Origin of the sequence: Desulfonema magnum (assembly GCF_017377395.1) — a bacterium.
In the GTDB taxonomy this organism is placed as follows: domain Bacteria; phylum Desulfobacterota; class Desulfobacteria; order Desulfobacterales; family 4be13; genus Desulfonema_C; species Desulfonema_C magnum.
Window position 1 is genome coordinate 2682557 of sequence record NZ_CP061800.1, and the last position, 17901, is coordinate 2700457.

Annotated in this window: 15 protein-coding genes and 1 pseudogene; 10 read left to right on the forward strand and 6 right to left on the reverse strand. The window is 48.1% G+C overall.

All coding sequences use genetic code 11. The features are described 5' to 3' along the window. The first annotated feature begins 127 nt into the window (after positions 1 to 127). The 9 genes and pseudogenes from dnm_RS10785 (at position 128) to dnm_RS10825 (ending at position 8455) form a co-directional block, all read left to right on the forward strand. Positions 128 to 1141: an RnfABCDGE type electron transport complex subunit D gene (locus tag dnm_RS10785; RefSeq protein ID WP_207682656.1), complete on the forward strand. Its 1014-nt coding sequence runs from the start codon at positions 128 to 130 to the stop codon at positions 1139 to 1141. Continuing rightward, positions 1138 to 2043 carry an FMN-binding protein gene (locus dnm_RS10790; RefSeq protein ID WP_207682657.1) on the forward strand — a complete coding sequence of 302 codons (906 nt, stop codon included), beginning with the start codon at positions 1138 to 1140 and terminating at the stop codon, positions 2041 to 2043. The genes dnm_RS10785 and dnm_RS10790 overlap by 4 nt, the downstream gene beginning before the upstream one ends. A 134-nt stretch (positions 2044 to 2177) precedes the next feature. Next, positions 2178 to 2807: an electron transport complex subunit RsxE gene (rsxE, locus tag dnm_RS10795; protein ID WP_207682658.1), complete on the forward strand. Its 630-nt coding sequence runs from the start codon at positions 2178 to 2180 to the stop codon at positions 2805 to 2807. Continuing rightward, entirely contained in the window at positions 2804 to 3793 is a 990-nt protein-coding gene (locus dnm_RS10800; protein WP_207682659.1) for an electron transport complex protein RnfA, read from the forward strand. The genes rsxE and dnm_RS10800 overlap by 4 nt, the downstream gene beginning before the upstream one ends. A gap of 275 nt (positions 3794 to 4068) precedes the next feature. Beyond that, positions 4069 to 4230 carry a hypothetical protein gene (locus dnm_RS31840; protein ID WP_207682660.1) on the forward strand — a complete coding sequence of 54 codons (162 nt, stop codon included), beginning with the start codon at positions 4069 to 4071 and terminating at the stop codon, positions 4228 to 4230. Positions 4231 to 4239: 9 nt separating this feature from the next. Beyond that, positions 4240 to 4956: pseudogene (gene rnfB / locus dnm_RS10810) on the forward strand (RnfABCDGE type electron transport complex subunit B); the annotation flags it as partial. Positions 4957 to 5041: 85 nt separating this feature from the next. Further along, a complete protein-coding gene (locus dnm_RS10815; protein WP_207682662.1) occupies positions 5042 to 5437 on the forward strand; it encodes an iron-sulfur cluster assembly scaffold protein in 396 nt (131 codons plus the stop codon). Positions 5438 to 6385: 948 nt separating this feature from the next. After that, positions 6386 to 7561: a sulfite exporter TauE/SafE family protein gene (locus dnm_RS10820; protein ID WP_207682663.1), complete on the forward strand. Its 1176-nt coding sequence runs from the start codon at positions 6386 to 6388 to the stop codon at positions 7559 to 7561. Between the two features lie 318 nt (positions 7562 to 7879). Beyond that, positions 7880 to 8455, forward strand: a complete 576-nt coding sequence (locus dnm_RS10825) for a hypothetical protein (protein WP_207682664.1) — start codon at positions 7880 to 7882, stop codon at positions 8453 to 8455. Positions 8456 to 8795: 340 nt separating this feature from the next. Here the strand turns inward: dnm_RS10825 and dnm_RS10830 are convergent, their stop codons facing one another. The 4 genes from dnm_RS10830 to dnm_RS10845 all read right to left on the reverse strand — a co-directional run bounded on the left by dnm_RS10830 (position 8796) and on the right by dnm_RS10845 (position 15288). Continuing rightward, positions 8796 to 9413 carry an NADH:ubiquinone reductase (Na(+)-transporting) subunit D gene (locus tag dnm_RS10830; RefSeq protein WP_207682665.1) on the reverse strand — a complete coding sequence of 206 codons (618 nt, stop codon included), beginning with the start codon at positions 9411 to 9413 and terminating at the stop codon, positions 8796 to 8798. A 304-nt stretch (positions 9414 to 9717) separates the two neighbouring features. After that, the gene (lpdA, locus tag dnm_RS10835) at positions 9718 to 11133 is read right to left on the reverse strand and encodes a dihydrolipoyl dehydrogenase (RefSeq protein WP_207682666.1); all 1416 of its coding nucleotides are present in this window, start codon (positions 11131 to 11133) and stop codon (positions 9718 to 9720) included. Between the two features lie 49 nt (positions 11134 to 11182). Continuing rightward, positions 11183 to 12421: a 2-oxoglutarate dehydrogenase complex dihydrolipoyllysine-residue succinyltransferase gene (gene odhB / locus dnm_RS10840; RefSeq protein WP_207682667.1), complete on the reverse strand. Its 1239-nt coding sequence runs from the start codon at positions 12419 to 12421 to the stop codon at positions 11183 to 11185. 137 nt (positions 12422 to 12558) lie between these two features. Next, positions 12559 to 15288 (reverse strand): 2-oxoglutarate dehydrogenase E1 component, encoded by a 2730-nt coding sequence (locus dnm_RS10845; RefSeq protein ID WP_207682668.1) that lies wholly within the window; start codon positions 15286 to 15288, stop codon positions 12559 to 12561. A gap of 89 nt (positions 15289 to 15377) precedes the next feature. On the opposite strand from dnm_RS10845, the gene dnm_RS10850 reads away from it, so the two are divergent. Next, entirely contained in the window at positions 15378 to 16115 is a 738-nt protein-coding gene (locus dnm_RS10850) for a hypothetical protein (protein WP_207682669.1), read from the forward strand. Here dnm_RS10850 and dnm_RS10855 read toward each other — a convergent pair. Together dnm_RS10855 and dnm_RS10860 are read right to left on the reverse strand one after the other, a co-directional pair. Continuing rightward, a complete protein-coding gene (locus dnm_RS10855) occupies positions 16108 to 16536 on the reverse strand; it encodes a YkgJ family cysteine cluster protein (RefSeq protein WP_207682670.1) in 429 nt (142 codons plus the stop codon). The genes dnm_RS10850 and dnm_RS10855 overlap by 8 nt on opposite strands. Positions 16537 to 16620: 84 nt before the next feature. Further along, the gene (locus tag dnm_RS10860) at positions 16621 to 17829 is read right to left on the reverse strand and encodes a hypothetical protein (RefSeq protein WP_207682671.1); all 1209 of its coding nucleotides are present in this window, start codon (positions 17827 to 17829) and stop codon (positions 16621 to 16623) included. Positions 17830 to 17901: the final 72 nt, after the last annotated feature.

Here is a 17901-nt window from a genome sequence, read left to right on the forward strand (position 1 = left end):
GCCGTTCCCTTCGACAAGCTCAGGGAACGGCAGGGAAATCTTATCCAATGGGATATTCTTTTCTGGAAACAGCCTGAAACAATTTGGAACATTATTTTACATTTAACAGCTTAATCAGTGGATGAAGATGATTAGAACAGATTTATTTGTATCCGTTTCACCGCACATAAAGCAGGATGTCACGGTGGCAAAAATCATGTGGACGGTTGTGGCATGTCTGATACCGCCCCTGGTGCTGTCCATGTTTGTGTTCGGATTTCAGATCCTGTACATTACCCTGATGAGTGTGGGGAGCTGTGTCGCGACCGAGGCCATATCTGAGAAGCTTCTGTCGCGGCCGATTACGGTAAAGGATGGCAGCGCGGTGATCACGGGCCTGCTTCTGGCGTATGTGATTCCCCCGGGCGTTCCCTTTTGGATGCCCATTCCGGCTGCAATTATGGCGATTTTTGTCACAAAGGTGCTGATGGGAGGGCTGGGATTCAATATTTTCAACCCCGCGCTGATTGGCAGGGCATTTCTGGTTGCCACCTATCCGGTGGCAATGACCACGGCCTGGCTGGAACCCATAAGAGACGCCTCGGTTTTCAAGTATGCGGGGGCCGGTGTTGATGCCATTTCCGCGGCCACGCCCCTGTATGTTTTAAAACATTACGGCATGTCAGCTTTTATGGAAAAATTCGGATCCATGTCAGCCATTTATACAGACTTTTTTATCGGATTAAGGCCAGGGTGCATCGGAGAGACATCTGCTCTGCTTCTTCTCATTGGCGGGATTTTTCTGATCTGGAAAAAATATATTACCTGGCATATTCCAATATCTCTGATCCTGTCTGTGGGGGTTTTAACCTGGATTTTCGGAGGAGAAACATTGTTCACGGGAAATCCGCTGGTGGCGGTGCTTTCCGGCGGCGTGATGCTCGGTGCCTTTTTCATGGCAACGGATTATGTCACCTCACCTACCCAGAAAACCGGCAAGCTTATATTCGGCGCGGGGATCGGCGCACTCACCGTTCTCATCCGCCTGAAAGGGGGATATCCCGAAGGGATCTGTTACGCCATCCTGCTGATGAATTCATTAACCCCGGCGCTGGATCAATGGTTCCGGCCCAAACGTTTCTCCGAAGGCGCGAAAATATGAAAGAGATTATAAAAATTACCGTGGCTCTGACCATTTCCTGCCTGGTCGCGGGGAGTGTCATGGGCGGGGTCTTTATTCTCACTGCCAAAGCTAAAAAACAGAATGAACACCTGAATATGCAGCAAACCATGTTCGGCCTGCTGGAACCGGAACCTCCTCAGAAATCCGAGTTTTCCACAGCAGATCTGAACCTGTATAATGTTTACCGCTATATTATTGAGGATAACGATAAGACTTATCTGGGATACATGGTTCCGGTGAAACAGGATACCCGCACAGCATATGATTTGCTGATCATTGACCTTAAAGGAAAACTCACAGATCAGCACAAACTTGACCTCCTGCCTGAAGCAGCCAGGGAAGAACAGGATCGCGGCACAGCCATAGCAAATGCGCTCGGTTCTCAGAAGCGGGCAAAGTATGCGGATACGATGATTATCGCGAAGCTGAATGACAAGCGGGTCGCGTATCTGCTACCTGGAGAATTTCCCGGTTTTAAGACATTTATCCATGCGATGGCCGCGCTGGACGCGGATTTCAATATCCTCGGACTGGAGATTATGGCCCATGAGGAAGATCCCGGACTGGGCGGTGAGATCGAAAAGAAATATTTTAAAAACCAGTTTAAGGGAAAGACCTTTGAAAAACTCAGGCAGTTGAAAGTCATCAAAGAACCGCTCCCCGAGGAATACAGGCAATATCTGGAGAGAAAGATTTCCCAGGAAGATATGGCCGGAATAGGAAAAAAATATCAGGATGCGGATATCCATGCGATTACCGGAGCCACGATTTCCAGCAGTTGCGTGACAAACGGCCTGAAGCGTATGGTAAAGAAATTTGTCTATCGGATAAAAATACTGGATCGGGTGATCTCTGAGAAGGATATTCACTCGGTGATTTGAAGAATGGGGGCGAGGGGCGAGGGGCGAGGGGCGAGAGGCTCGCTCACAATGAGACATGAAACGCCAGGGACAAATCACAAATCTCCCCTTGCCCCTTACCCCTTGCCCCTCGCCTCTTACAATGGAAATTGATTATGCCAGTAACTACAAAAACCAATAAGCAGTTATTTGTTAATGGTCTTCTGAATGAAAACCCCATATTTCGTCTGGCATTAAGCATGTGTCCGGCTGTGGGGATCAGCACCACGGTGATGAACGGTATTCTCCTGGGCATTGCGGTGCTGTTTGTTCAGGTGTTTTCAAGCTGTACCATTTCACTTATTAAAAATCATATCCATCCCCGGATACGGATTCCGACCTATACCCTGACCATTGCCACCTGGGTCACGGTGATTGATCTCGTGCTTGCGGCATACATGCCGGTCGCGTATAAGGCCATGGGGATATTTGTCAGACTTATTGTCGCGTTTGCGATCATCACCATGCGTCTGGAGGTTTTTGCCTGTAAGAATGATTTCGCGCCGTCGTTCTGGGACGGTATGGGAATGGGGTTCGGGTTTATGTTCGGAATGGTCGTGCTGGGTGCGATTCGGGAAATTTTAGGCATGGGAACGCTCCTTGGTTACGATATACTGGGATTCCGTCCGCTTCTCTTTTTTGTCCTGCCTGCCGCGGGATTTTTCACGGTGGGCTTTATGATGGCGATCTTCAATTATGCGGAAACCCTCTACAGCCGCAGAAGAAAGGAGGAGAAGGTCGTATGATAAAAATGTTTGATCATAAAACGCACACTTCGGCTTTGCTAAATCATTACCTGCGGATTGTCACCTTTTTCATATGTCTGCTTCTTTTTTGCGGATGCCGGACAGAGCATCGTTTTGTAAAAAAGGCGGTGTTTAAGGACACCCATGAGATCATGATCACCTTTGCGGGGCCTGTTGATGAGGCATGGGCGGCAAACATGGGCAATTTCTCCGTGTATGAGAAACCTGATCCGGATATCCTGTCAGATATCAGATCCGTGGTTCTCAGTCCTGACAAAATGACCCTGACCCTTCATACGGAAGAACCCATCTCCCAGGATGTCAGCCATAAGGTCGTATTAAAGGAGATCATCGCTGACGGTGTCTCCCAGGGGACTGCGTATCTTACCGTGAACAAACTCTACATCGGATACCTTTTCTCCATTCTGATGGGAGCAATGATCATCCAGAACTTTGTGTTTTCAAAGTATCTGGGGCTTTGTGTGTTTTTCGGCACATCCAGAAAAAAGTCAACTGCCGTGGGAATGGGTGTCACCTTTACCATCGTCATCGTTGCCGCGTCCCTGATGTCATGGTTTTTCTATCAGTTTGTGTTAAAACCCTTCCGGCTGGATTACTTACAGATCGTTGTGTTCATCGGTCTGGTCTCTCTGACGGTGCAGGGGGTTGACACCATTCTGAGAAAAGTGAATCCCGCGCTCTTCAGCGCATTCGGGGTTTATCTGGTGCTGGTGATTGCAAATTGTATTGTCATTGCTGTTCCCCTGATTCTCGCGGATAATGAATATAACGTCTGGGAAAGCCTCATGCTGGCCCTGGGAGCCGGACTCGGGTTTCTCATCGCACTTTTCCTGATGTCATCTGTGCGTGAGCGCCTCGAATTTGCCGATATTCCCGAATCATACAGAGGGCTTCCCATTGCCTTTATCGTGGCGGGGCTGTTTGCCCTTGCATTTATGGGGTTTTCAGGGATGTCGTTGTTTTAGGCGAGAGGCGAGAGGCGAGGGGCAAGAGGCGAGGAAGCGTCTTTTTTACGCTCTCGGGGGATTGGTAAATCCTCCGCCCCACGGGAGGAGGTTTAAGGGTCTCAGAAAAAGGGAGTGGAAAGGAGTGCGGAAATGGAGCCGCTAGGCGGAATTTTCGCTCTTTGCGGGGGCTGCGAAAATTCCGCCTAGCGGCTCCATTTCCGCACTCCCTTGAGAATTCTCGTGAGTCAATGCGTTTTTTCCGAATCCCTAATTTTAATAAGAAGAGGAGAAAAATGGATCCGTTATATATCAAAATGGCCCTGGGAGGATTGGCCGTCCTGGGGAGTATCGGCATTTTTTTCGGTATAGGGCTGGGGCTTGCCGCTCATAAATTTGCGGTTGAGATTGATCCCAGAGTCGAGGCGGTTCAGGAAGTCCTGGCCGGAGGACAGTGAGGTGCATGCGGCTTTGCCGGGTGCGAAGCGTATGCGTCAGCCGTGGTCACAAATCCGGATGTTCCGCCGAATCTTTGTTTTCCGGGAAAGGGAGAAGTTGCGGAGGCAGTGGCAAAAATCACCGGAAAAGAAGTCGGATCAGCCGAAGGGGCTGTGGCAGTGGTTCACTGTGCAAGATGCCTGAGAACCGGGTATGAAAAGTATGACTATATCGGATATGGGAACTGTTCTGCCGCGAATCTGGCCTTTGCCGGGCCAACAGATTGCCAGTACGGCTGTGTCGGTTTTGGCGAGTGTGAGCGAGCATGTCCTTTTCACGCGATCACCATGGTTCACCATTTCCCGGTTGTTGATCCGGAAATCTGCGTAGGCTGCGGCATATGTGCGAACACCTGTCCCAAGGAACTTTTCAGTCTTGTTCCCCGGAATGCCAGAGTCATTGTCCGGTGTAGCAGCAAAGCCGGTGCAAAGGAGACCCACGAGATATGCTCATCCGGATGTCTTCATTGCCAGTCCTGTATCAGAGCATGCCCTGCCAATGCGATATCTCTTGAAAATGACTTGGTAAGAATAGATCATCAGCGGTGTATCGAATACGGGCCTTCATGCGATGAGGCATGTATGAAAGCCTGTTTTATGATCCACGTTATTCAGCCTTATGGGAAACATCCGCTTGTGAAAGCCCATGATGAGGAAATTACAGAGCAGGAAGCGTTGGCACTCTGAAGTTAAAATGTAGGGTGGGTGGAGCGAAGCGGAACCCACCCTATATTTCTAATTATCAATTATCAATTATCAATTATCAATTTTTATGTTATTGACACTGCTTGCCGGAACCGTCCTTATGTTTGTGGTTGTGGGGATATGGTTCGCTGTTTATTACTGGCTGAATCCCCGTCTTGACAATCCGGACGCCAAAGCCTGCATTACAGGCTCGTGCGGGGATACAATGGAGATTCGTCTTCAGTTTGAAAAGAACAAAGTGGTTAAGACCTCCCACTGGACAAGCGGCTGTGCATACAGCTTTAACTGTGTTCTCGCGGCCGCGGACATTGCAAAGGGAAAATCACCCGAAGAGATACTTGACATTGACGCGGATATGATTCAGAAATCCGTGGGCGGGCTTCCGGAAGATCATATCCATTGTGCATCGCTAGCGGCTCAGACGTTGCATGCTGCCATAGATGATTACATGAAAAAAACATAAATTTCAATTTACCAGAGCGTTTAACATAAAAGTTATCAGGCAAAGTAATCGAATTTGTTGAAAAAATCCGATTACTTTGAAACAAACTTTTTAACTTTAGCTCATTTTAGTTCACTTTCAGCAGATCGAAAAGTTTCGACCTGTGCGGTTAAACATAACTATTTGAAATTAAAAAAATCTGTAGGGTGGGTGGAGCGAAGCGGAACCCACCGTTTACTGAATTTCGGTGGGTTCCGCTTCGCTCCACCCACCCTACAAAAATTATAACCGCATAGGTCGAAAAGTTTCATAAATCCGGAGTTTACTGAATTTCGGTGGGTTCCGCTTCGCTCCACCCACCCTACAAAAATTATAACCGCACAGGTCGAAAAGTTTCATAAATCCGGAGTACAGAAATTAAGCGAAGCGTTTTTTTGTTCTCCGGAAAAGATTTTCGATCTGCTGACTTTAGCTGACTTTTAGGAAAGGAGGTGATAAACAACTTGACAGGCGGGCGCATTTCCGCATATTGCTATGCGCTGTTCCGACTCCGGAAATCTCCTGCATACAGCGTTTTTAACATAAAGTTTGTCATGCGGAAAAATCGGATTTTTTGAAAAAATCCAATTTTTTTCGGGCAATGTTGCGGAAAATTCAGAACAGAATCTGCCAAGTAAAAATATGATAAAAATACACTGGGTTCATGCTTCGAAACCGGAGCATGAAGGGAGTTGCTGTTAAGTACCCGATCAAAAGTTTTTTATACTTTTTTTTTTTCTGCGAACAGCGGAGAAACCCGGGTTTTTCCCTCAGGGTCAGCAAAGCATTCCGGAAAAAAGCCGGGTTTCTTCCCCGGGCAAATATCGAAAACTTATGGTTAGCTACTTATTAGCTGTTTTTTCAGAATCTCCCTGACAGATTATCAGTCTTTGTGATGATTTAATTTATTAATTTTATGGAGGAAAATTGATGAACCAACATCTGAGAGTTCTTTTTACTGTTTTTTGTGTATCATTGTTTGTTGTCTCTGTTGTTTCCCCTTTGCTGCTGGCCAACACAGCTTATGCGGACAAGCTTCAGGATGCCATTGCAAAAACGCCTCAGGGTACCGGTGCCGGACAGATTGACCCCAAAGCGGACCCCGGTTTTCTGGGAATCCCCGGGGCACCCAAGCCCATGATGATTATCGGATTTCTCTGGGCAATATGGGTCGGCTGGATATTCTCCACCGTGGGCGCATTTGGCGGCATCATGGCAGGGGTGGGACATATCACCGTATTTGGTCTGGCAAATTACGGCAAGACCTTCAAACAGACCTCGCCCACATTAAATAAATTTATCACAGACAGCATCCGGGTCTCGAACCAGTGGATGGTGGGTCTGAGTGCCGCTGTTTCGAGTTTCAACTATTACAAAATGGGCCGGCTGGTGTTGCCCCTGGGAATTGCTTTGGCTATCGGTTCTGTGGGAGGAAGTATCCTTGTACCCATTATCACCGCCGGAAAGATATCTCTGAAAGCATATATCGGTTATTTCGGACTGATTGTGTTTATCATCGGCGGGTTCCTTTTCTATGAAACTACACCCAAAGGACAGGCCAAAAAGAAAGAAGCCAAAGCTGCTGCCCAGGCATTTGAGGAAGCGCATATTAAACAGAAAAACGGAGAGCTTTCTGTGGAAGACAAAGGCGTAAAGGTCACAAAATGGGGACTCGGTAGCATCACCTTTACGTTTTACGGCGTGGAATTCAGTTTCAAGCCCATCATCCCTGTTATTGGCGGATTTTTTATCGCCGCAGTTGCCTCATTTTTGGGAATCGGCGGCGGTTTTCTGTTTGTGCCATTTCTGACAAGCATTGCCAATCTTCCCATGTTCTTAGTTGCCGGAACATCCGCGCTGACCGTTCTTGTGGGTATGATCATAAGCATCTTTACTTACATGGTCGTAAAAGGGATAGTAATATACTGGCCCCTGATCGGCATTGAGCTGATCGGCATTTTTGTCGGCTCCATGATCGGCCCCAGAACCTCAAAATATATACCGGATATCTGGCTCAAACGGCTCTTTGTGGTGCTGGCGGTTTATGTGGGACTTCGCTATACAACAAAGGGATTCCTCGGCTACAGCATCGTACCGCCGTTTTAGTGAAACTGGAAACTCGAAACTGGAAACTTGAAGGCTGAAGACCTGAAGAAACCGGATTTCTCATACAAATCCGGTTTCTTAACTTAAACTCAGCATGTTAAAATCCCTTAACACTCGATGTTCAAGTTTTTTTTGTCATTCCTGCGAAAGCAGGAATCCACTGCTTCCGAAACGCCGCATCTGCCAAAAAATGGATTCCTGCTTTCGCAGGAATGACAAGCTTTTTGTTCGAATCAGGTCAGAAAACTGATCATCGAGTTAACACTAACACCTAACACCTAACACCTAACACCTAACACTTAACACCTAACACCCATAATGATTCACACCACTTTTATCCAAATTGACAGTTTTCTGATATGGTTTTACCGGATACCTGAAACGCCCATCATCGGGTATTTCCTGGGAACATCGTTTCTGGCCCTTGTCTGTGTGATATTTGGACAGATAACCCTTTATGCGGCTTTCTGGTTTAACAAAAGACAGATTGACCAGGATAACAAAGCAATGGTCAGGATGCATAATCTTTCGATGTATGCGCTTGCGGCAAAAGACAAAGCCGCGTACAATGCGTGTAACAAAGAGGCAAACGATGCCTTTGGCAAGTATTTTTTCGCACAGATTGCCATGGGAATTTCATCTTTATGGCCCATCCCCTTTGCCCTGGGATGGATGCAGACACGCTTTCTTGAGGTGGAATTTTTCCTGCCGTGCCATGTGCCTTTAATCGGTGATTCGGTCGGCTACACATTCACATTTATCCCCCTTTACATCCTCGTTCATATTTTTTTCGGAAAAATAAAACACAGGCTTCCCTGGTTCGGAACCATGGAAAAAATATTGCATGCTGATGATGAAAATTCAGAAAAAATGGTCAGCATTTCTGAATTATAATGCTTTTATTCAAGTGCTTATTGAGTTCCTCTTTTTTATAATCAAGAGATGGAAAAATCAGCATCTTTCACAGAAGCTGAAAAGTAAGTACCCGATCAAAAGTTTTTTATGCATCTTTTTTTCTGCGAACAGCGGAGAAACCCGGCTTTTTCTTTCAGCGGCGGCGGATCATTCCAGAAAAAAAAGCCGGGTTTCTTCCTCGGGCGGATATCAAAAACTTATGGTTAGGTACTTAGTTCACAAATTTTTCGATCTGTAGAACAATGTTGCAAATTATTCTACAGTAAAGTGTGAACTGACAAATGAAGGGTGCCGAAAATGTCCTTGGCAATCTTCGTTGTCAGCCCTTTGCAACTGTCTTCTGAAGCCAGGCCAGCAGTCCTATCACAATAAAAGCCCCGGGGGCCAGAAGCATAAACCCCATATTCTCATATCCTGCCGCATAAAAGGACTGGGGAATCACTTTGAATCCGAAGACTTTGCCCGCTCCCAGAAGTTCCCTTATAAATGCGACAAGTATTAAAACAGAGCCATATCCCAGTCCGTTGCCGATGCCATCTAAAAATGATGGCAGCGGCGGATTGCCCAGGGCATACGTTTCCGCCCTTCCCATGACAATACAATTTGTGATGATAAGCCCCACAAAAACAGAAAGCTGTTTGCTGATGTCGTACAAAAAAGCTCTCAAAATTTCATCCGCAAGAATCACCAAAGTTGAAATAACAGTCAGTTCGACAATGATGCGGATATTTCTCGGAATCAGATTTCTCATCAGAGAAATAATCAGACTCGAAAAAGCAAGAACAAAGGTCAGTGACAGGGCCATGACAGCGGCAGTTTTCAGTTGCACGGTCACTGCCAGGGCCGAGCATATTCCGAGAATCTGAACAGATATGGGGTTGTTTTCCCATAAGGGTTTGATAAAGGTCTTAAAAGATTTTGTTCGGGTCAGTTTCATTTTTGCACCTTTTTTTTAAAGTGTTAAGTGTTAAGTGTTAGGTGGTAAGTATGGCCGGATCATTAAGTTTTTTCTGATTATAACGGATTTAGGGGAGGCTCCGATTTCGGCAGTCCGCATACGGATCCCCTGTTTACACGGATGCCGCTGTAATCCGTCTAAATCCGTGGTTCAATCCCCTCTTTTCTGTATTATTTTACCCGGGGTAGTGTTCTAAAAATGGAGCTAAACCTTATAACTCTCTGAATCAATTCTGTAAATATTGGGACAAGTCCAGTTTTGGAACACTACCTTATCCGGTTGCTTATGACGCATAAATCGAACATTTCCGAACCGCCATGGCTGCTTCCTGAAGCGCCTCGGCAAAGGTGGGATGGCCGTGAATGGTGCGGGCGATATCTTCGGAACTCGCACCGAACTCCGCCGCAAGCACACATTCAGCGATCATGTCCGCGGCACGGGGACCGATAATATGCACCCCGAGGATGCGGTCTGTTTTGGCGTGTGCGATGAGCTTGACAAAGCCGTCTTTTTCTCCCATGCACCGGGCGCGTCCCGCGCCGGAAAAAGGATAGGTTCCAATACAATAGGGAATATCCCGTTCTCTGACCTGTTCCTCGGTCAGTCCCACGCTGGCAACCTCGGGCCAGGTATAAACCACCGCGGGAATCGCGTCGTAATTCACCTCACCCGGAAGCCCTGCCATACATTCGGCAGCCGCGATCCCTTCGGCTGAGGCTTTGTGCGCCAGCATAGGCCCAGGGATAAGATCACCAATCGCATAAACAGTGGAAATATTGGTGCGATACGCCTCATCCACCAGAATCTGCCCGGAACGAGAATCTGTTTCTATGCCAAGTTCCTCCAGGCCCAGCCCTTTTGTTAATGGTCTTCGGCCCACACCTACAAGCAGCCGGTCGCAATCCAGAGATGTTTCATTGCCATCTTTTACCAGCGTCACCCGAACTTTGTCATCTGAAACAGATGCTTTGGAAACCTTTGTACCCATACGGAATTCAAACCCCTGCTGTTTAAGAATCCGCTCCAGAGACCGGGAAACCTGTCCGTCCAGCGTGGCAGCGATTTTCGGAAGCATCTCAATGACCGTCACCTGAGAACCCAGACGCCGCCACACAGACCCCAGTTCCAGCCCGATATAGCCGCCGCCCACAATCCCCAGATGTTTGGGAACTGCATCAAAAGAGAGCGCCTCAGTGGAACTGACGATATATCTTCCGTCAAAACCAAGTCCCGGAACCTCAAATGGCGTGCTTCCTGTTGCCAGTAAGATATTTTTTGCCTCCAGCATCGCAACATCGCCGGCATCCTCATTCGTGACCGCCACACGATCCGAACCTGCAAGCTTTGCCGCACCATGAATGATATCAACCTTGTTCCCCTCCAGAAGTTTTCTCACCTGTCCTGTGAGGTCTTCAACCACCTGTTCTTTTCGCTTCATCATCGCGGACAGATCAAGACGCAGTTCGCCAATTTTAATGCCATGATCTGCAAAATGATCTTTTGCCAGATGAAAATATTCGCTGGAATCAAGCAAGGCTTTACTCGGAATACATCCCACATTCAGACAGACCCCGCCCAGACGGGCAGATTTTTCAACACAGGCCACCCTCAGCCCCAGCTGAGTCGCCCGAACAGCAGCCACATATCCCCCAGGCCCAGCGCCAATAACAACAAGATCGTATTTTTCTCTCAGTGTCATAAACTCCCCCTTCAGAATGAGAAGTAAATAATTATCAATTATCAATTATTCAAACTTCCATCATGATTCGTTCCGGATTTTCAACACATTCCTTAATGCGTTTCAGAAATGTGACTGCTTCTCTGCCGTCAACAATGCGATGATCATAACTCATGGCCACATACATCATGGGGCGGATGACAATCTGATCATCAATCACCACAGGGCGTTTCTCGATTTTGTGCATACCGAGGATGCCGCTCTGAGGGATGTTCAAAATAGGGGTGCTTAACAAAGACCCATACACGCCGCCGTTGCTGATAGTGAATGTTCCGCGTTCGAGGTCGGCCAGTTCCAGGCGATTCTCTCTGATTTTTGCCACATAATCAACAATGGCCTGTTCCAGTTCGGCAAAGCTCAGATTTTCAGCATGGCGGATGACCGGCACGACCAGACCGCGTTCAGCCCCGATGGCAACGCCGATATGACAGTAATTGTGATAGACAATATCGCTGTCCTCAATAAACGCGTTTAGTTCAGGAAATTCTTTGAGCGCCTCCACGCAGGCTTTGATAAAGAAAGACATAAACCCCAGTGACACGCCATGCTTTTTCTGAAAACTTTCCTTGTACTGCGTCCTGATCTCCATGGCACGGCTCATGTCAATTTCGTTGAAAGTGGTCAGCATAGCTGTGTTCTGCTTGGATTCCAGGAGCCGGGCAGCAATGCGTTTGCGAATCGGTGTCATGGGTTTGCGGATGATTTGCTCAGGTTCAGCTTTTGGTGTCCTCTCCTCAGCCGCCAGCGGAAGCTGATCGCAGACCAAAGACTCTTCGTAGAGCAGAATATCACTCTTAGTAATTCTGCCGCCGGGACCGGTACCAATGATTTTTGCAACGTCAAGATTCTTCTCGGCAATGACGCGGCGCACCGACGGTGAGAGAATTTGCTGTGTTGAAGAAACAACGACAGGCTCTGCTGGTTTTGGTTCTTCCGCTGGAGATTCAGGAGATGGCGCAGGCGGCGATTTTGCTTCGGGCTCTGCTGGCGGAGATTCTGCTGTGTCAGATGCGGCAGCCGTGTCTATGATACCGACAATCGCTCCGATTGCAACAGTTTCGCCTTCAGACACCATTATCTTTAATATGCCGTCCGCCTCTGCCACGATCTCCAGTGTCACCTTGTCTGTCTCAATCACCAAAAGCGGTTCGTCTTTATGAACCCTGTCGCCGTCCTGTTTATACCACTCAGCAAGAATGGCTTCCTGAACTGATTCTCCGACGCTGGGAATTTTGATCTCTGTTTCCATGATTACTCCTTGCACGTTGCAGTTCGTAGTTCCGCCTTTAGGCGGTCTTTGCTCCCATACAGACTTCTGCAAGGAGACAGACCGCCTAAAGGCGGAACTACGAACTTGTGTATTATTCCTAAGCGGCTGCTGACTGATCAGCTTTTGTCAGAAGATGCTCCCACAGCCTGTTCAATAATCGAAGCCTGTTCCTCTTTATAAATGTTTGAAAAACCTGTGGCCGGGCTGGAACATGTTTTTCTGCCGATATATGCGATGGGCGTTTCAGTAAGTGTTTCCAGGCGAGGCGCGACAAAATTCCAGGCCCCCATATTGGCAGGCTCCTCCTGCACCCAGACCCATTGTTTTGTCTGACGGTATTTTTCCACCGCCTTCTCCAATTGCGTTCGGGGAAACGGATAAACCTGCTCAAGGCGGACAACGGCAATGGTGTCAGCTTTCAGGGATTCTCGACGTTGCAACAGATCATAATAAATTTTTCCGCTGCAAAAAATAACTCGCCTCGGGGCGTCAGGGTTATCCTCATGATCCAGCACTTCCTGGAAATGTCCGGAACTCATGTCAGACAGTTCTGAAACTGCAAGCGGATGACGCAGAAGACTCTTGGGCGAGAGAAGGACAAGCGGTTTCCGGAAACTGCGCTTTGCCTGAGCGCGGAGCAGATGAAAATACTGCCCGGGCGTGGTGGGATTGCAAATCTGGATGTTATTGTCCGCGCACAGTTGGAAAAATCGCTCGGGGCGGGCGCTGGAATGCTCCGGGCCAAGCCCGTCCAATCCGTGAGGAAGCAGCATGACCAGACCGCTGAGACGCTGCCATTTGGACTCTCCGCTGACAATGTAGAGATCAATAACGCCCTGGGCATTATTGGCAAAATCTCCGAACTGCGCCTCCCAAATAACAAGTCCCCGGGGCTGTGTCACGGAGTATCCGTATTCAAACCCCAGGACAGCGGCTTCGGACAGCATACTGTTATACACACTGAAAACCCCCTGATTTTCAGCAACAGCATTCAGCGGAACAAAATGCGTCTCGGTTTTGGTATCTGTCAGCACGCAATGACGCTGGCTGAAGGTTCCCCGGCCGCTGTCCTGACCGCTCAGACGCACGGGATCCCCTTCAGCGAGAATAGATGCAAAGGTCAGCGCCTCGGCATTTGCCCAGTCAATGCCTTTTCCATTTTCAACAGCTTCCAATCGTTTGTCCAGGAGACGTTGCAGCTTGGGGTGAACCGAGAATTCACGCGGAACTGTATTCAACCGGCGGGCGAATGCGATGAGTTTTTCTTCTGCCACACCGGTTTTCAGCGGCTCATGAGAGTAGTTACCGTGAAATTCCTCCCAGTTCTCATAAAACTGAGTCCGGGGTAAGACGCGGGGATTATCCTGGGCAGCCTGAAACGCTTCCGCCAGACACAGGTTCATCTCGTTTTCAATGTGTTCTGTTTCTGCCTTTGTGGCCACACCTTCTTTAAGCATCTTCTGGGCGTAAATGTGATGAACCGGGGAACGTTCCCGAATTCTGTCATACATCTGAGGCTGTGTGAAATAGGGTTCATCCCCTTCATTATGACCGTACCGGCGATAGCAAATCATGTCAATGACCACATCTTTGCCAAAGGTCATCCGATAATCCGCGGCAAGTCTGATGACATGGACAACCGCTTCGGGATTTTCGCCATGGACATGGAAAATGGGAACCATGAGCATTTTGGCGATGTCTGTGGAATATCGGGTGGAGCGTGCGTTCTCAGGCAACGTGGTGTAACCGATCTGGTTGTTAATTACGATATGAATCGTACCTTCAGTGCTGTAACCGTCCAACTGAGACAGATTAAGGGTTTCAGCGACAACGCCCTGTCCGGCAAAAGCCGCGTCGCCATGAATCAGGATGGGCAACACCTGATTTCGTCTCTCTCTGTCCGGTAAATCCTGCCGGGCACGGGCAATGCCTTCAACCACGGGATCCACAGATTCGAGATGACTCGGATTATTGACAAGAAAAACTCGGAGCATCTGATTATTTGCAAGTTTAATGTCAGCGAGATATCCGTTGTGGTACTTCACATCTCCGGCTCCCACGAGTGTATCCGGATCATAGCTATTGATAAACTCACGAAATATTTCCTCGTAAGATTTGTAAAGAATATTGGTCTGAACATTCAGGCGTCCCCGGTGCGCCATCCCGAGGATAATCTCCTTGCAATTCTCGCCGGAAACATGCAGGAGAAGCGCATCCAGCATGGGAATGAGGGATTCTCCGCCTTCAAGAGAAAAACGGGTCTGCCCCATGTATTTTTTATTGAGGAATTGCTCGAACAGGGCCGCCTGGTAAAGTTTGTTCAGAATTCGGATTTTTGCCTCGGGTTCCAAACTCGGGTGATTGCGAACCGGCTCCATACGGTCCTGTAGCCAGCCGCGTTCCTCCGGGTCTTGGAGGTGCATGTATTCCGCACCCACGGAGCGGCAGTAAGTTTCCCGGAGCATCTGAATAATGTCCCGGAGGGGTGCCCGCCGGGTTTGGGAAAACCGCCGGGTATAAAATTCCTCATTCAGATCATCAGGCGTGAGCCTGAATGCGGAGATATCCAAAAGCGGATGACTTATCGGACACGCGGCCAACGGATCCAGACATGCCAGTAAATGCCCCACATCCCGGTACCGATATTTAAGTGCCTCCACACGGGATTGCCGTAATGCCTGATCTTCGGTGCAGGTGGAAGCCGCGTCATCCGGCTTTGCTGCTCCGGCCAGTTCAAAGCCCTCAAAGAAAAATCGCCAGTCCCGGGAAACTGAGTCAGGATCCGTTTTCCATAACTGATATTGTGCGTCAATATAGTTTGCATTTAAGGTTTCAGGAATATCCATGTTGTGTCACCTCAATATAATTATTTTTCTTGAAAAATTCTCGTTCCCAGGCTCTGCCTGGGAACGCATACCGGAGGCTCTGCCTCATCATGTATCTCGGAGCAGCTTACTCGTTCCCAGGCTCTGCCTGGGAACGCATACCGGAGGCTCTGCCTCATCATGTATCTCGGAGCAGCTTACTCGTTCCCAGGCTCTGCCTGGGAACGCATACCGGAGGCTCTGCCTCATCATGTATCTCGGAGCAGCTTACTCGTTCCCAGGCTCTGCCTGGGAACGCATACCGGAGGCTCTGCCTCATCATGTGTCTCGGAGCAGCTTACTCGTTCCCAGGCTCTGCCTGGGAACGCATACCGGAGGCTCTGCCTCATCATGTATCTCGGAGCAGCTTACTCGTTCCCAGGCTCTGCCTGGGAACGCATACCGGAGGCTCTGCCTCATCATGTATCTCAGAGCAGCTTACTCGTTCCCAGGCTCTGCCTGGGAACGCATACCGGAGGCTCTGCCTCATCATGTATCTCGGAGCAGCTTACTCGTTCCCAGGCTCTGCCTGGGAACGCATACCGGAGGCTCTGCCTCATCATGTATCTCGGAGCAGCTTACTCGTTCCCAGGCTCTGCCTGGGAACGCATACCGGAGGCTCTGCCTCATCATGTATCTCGGAGCAGCTTACTCGTTCCCAGGCTCTGCCTGGGAACGCATACCGGAGGCTCTGCCTCATGTATCTCAGTGTGGCTTATGATTCACATGAAGCTGCCACGCAAGGCAGAGCCTTGTGTATGCGTTCCCAGGCAGAGCCTGGGAACGAGTGTGGTATTGGTGTCATATGACAAATGTGGGTTGAACGATTTCCAATATGCGTTCTTTGGAATAAAGAGGCCCGCATCCTATTCCCGGACATTCCTGAGAAATCCTTTTCCATTTTTCCTCGGATCGCAGATTGTCAAACCAAAACGGAAATGTTCTGCATTGCATGGGTCTTACCGGATAAATCTCACATCCGTTGTCATAAAACAGACACCGCCACTCTGAGTCTTCTCTGATGGTATGGCTGTTTTTGTAAGGATAGAGATATTTCTTTGTGAAATCCGGGACAGAAATACCCAAAAATTCTGCTATACATGCAATTTCCGATTTGTCAACATACACGGTTCCGGGGCTTCCTGTGCAGCAGACGCCGCAGCCCTGGCACTCAAACTGAATGCCTTCATCAAAAAAATAAGTTCTGTCATATGACCATTTCTTTGGCAAAATTGAAATTCTCCTCCGTAGGCTATAATTGCGGGACTCTAATTACCGGACGGGGTTGCAAACCCTGTCCCGCACAACGAATTTTTATTCAGCAGTTATATTTGCACCTTGAATTCTTTCCATGAATTCATCAACCGCTGATTTGAATTCATGAAGATCCACCTCATCAATATGGCGTGAAAGTTTGATGCGCTTCTCAGGCATGTTCAGAATTTTTCTCATTTTTTCGTCATAATTTCTGATGATCTCAGAAGCGAGTTTTGTCTTTAAAATCATATCTCCGGCGATATCTTTGGGCCAGACACCAAGTCTCGCTTTTTTATCAACATAAAAAACAGAGACTTTTCGTCCATTTTGCGGAATCGTGAATTTTACATGCAAATTTGGTTTGGCAACGATCTTAATCCCATCTTTTTTCCGGTACTCATCAACAATACTTTTGGCTTTTTCATAACTCTCCGGAACATTCTCCTTTAACATCTCCCAAAATTCTTCTTCAGTTGTGATTTTAGTTTTAGTTTTAGCTATACAAGGTCTGATTGCGATGCGAGGCACAATAAGCAAAGGCCAGTCAGCACCTGTTTCTGTCCAATATCCGCTGAGTTCTATGAGTGCGAATCTGATACCGAGATTCGGATAGTTATTCAGATAGTCCGCCATTTTAAAGACAGGCGCTCTGATCTTGTCACTGACAATCACGGTGAGAAAACGCCCGGCTTGGAGATTTTTTGTGACCTTTGCAATAAAGGCAGGCTTGCCGCCATCGAGAGTGCCAAGCTGATTCTCCACCCAGTCTGCCAATTCAGACTCAACGCCTTCATATTTTTTGAGGTATTTTTTCGCAGCAAGATTCAGTTCATTGTAGGTCCATGCGGATAAGGAACTGGCATAGTCAATGGCCTGGGCCACGACCTTTCTTTTTGCCTCGGGGTTCTGCCAAAGCTTGGTTTCCACCAGAATCACATGACCGCTATGGCTGATAAACAGATTGTCAATCCGGCCCGTATCTGTTGACACCTCATATCCGATGGGAATCATGGGCCAGTAAACCGGGTCAATATCCGCGATGGGCAGGATATCAGGTCTGGTTCGCAAAAGATTCTGCAACCATGCCTCATTATAAATCTTTTGCTGTTCCTGTATCGGATGAAGCTTCCGGCCCGAACCGTCTTCCTTCATTATGTAGGCGAAGGCTTCCGCATCTTTTCCGTGGGACAGGCAGTAAGATGCGGAAGGAAAAACAAGAATCGCCAAAAAAAGACAACACATTGTAAAAACATAACGAATACGCATAAATACTCCTTTCTTTAAGGTTAGGTGATACGGACAAAATCCGGAGAGTCAAACTTACAGTTTGACAATTCC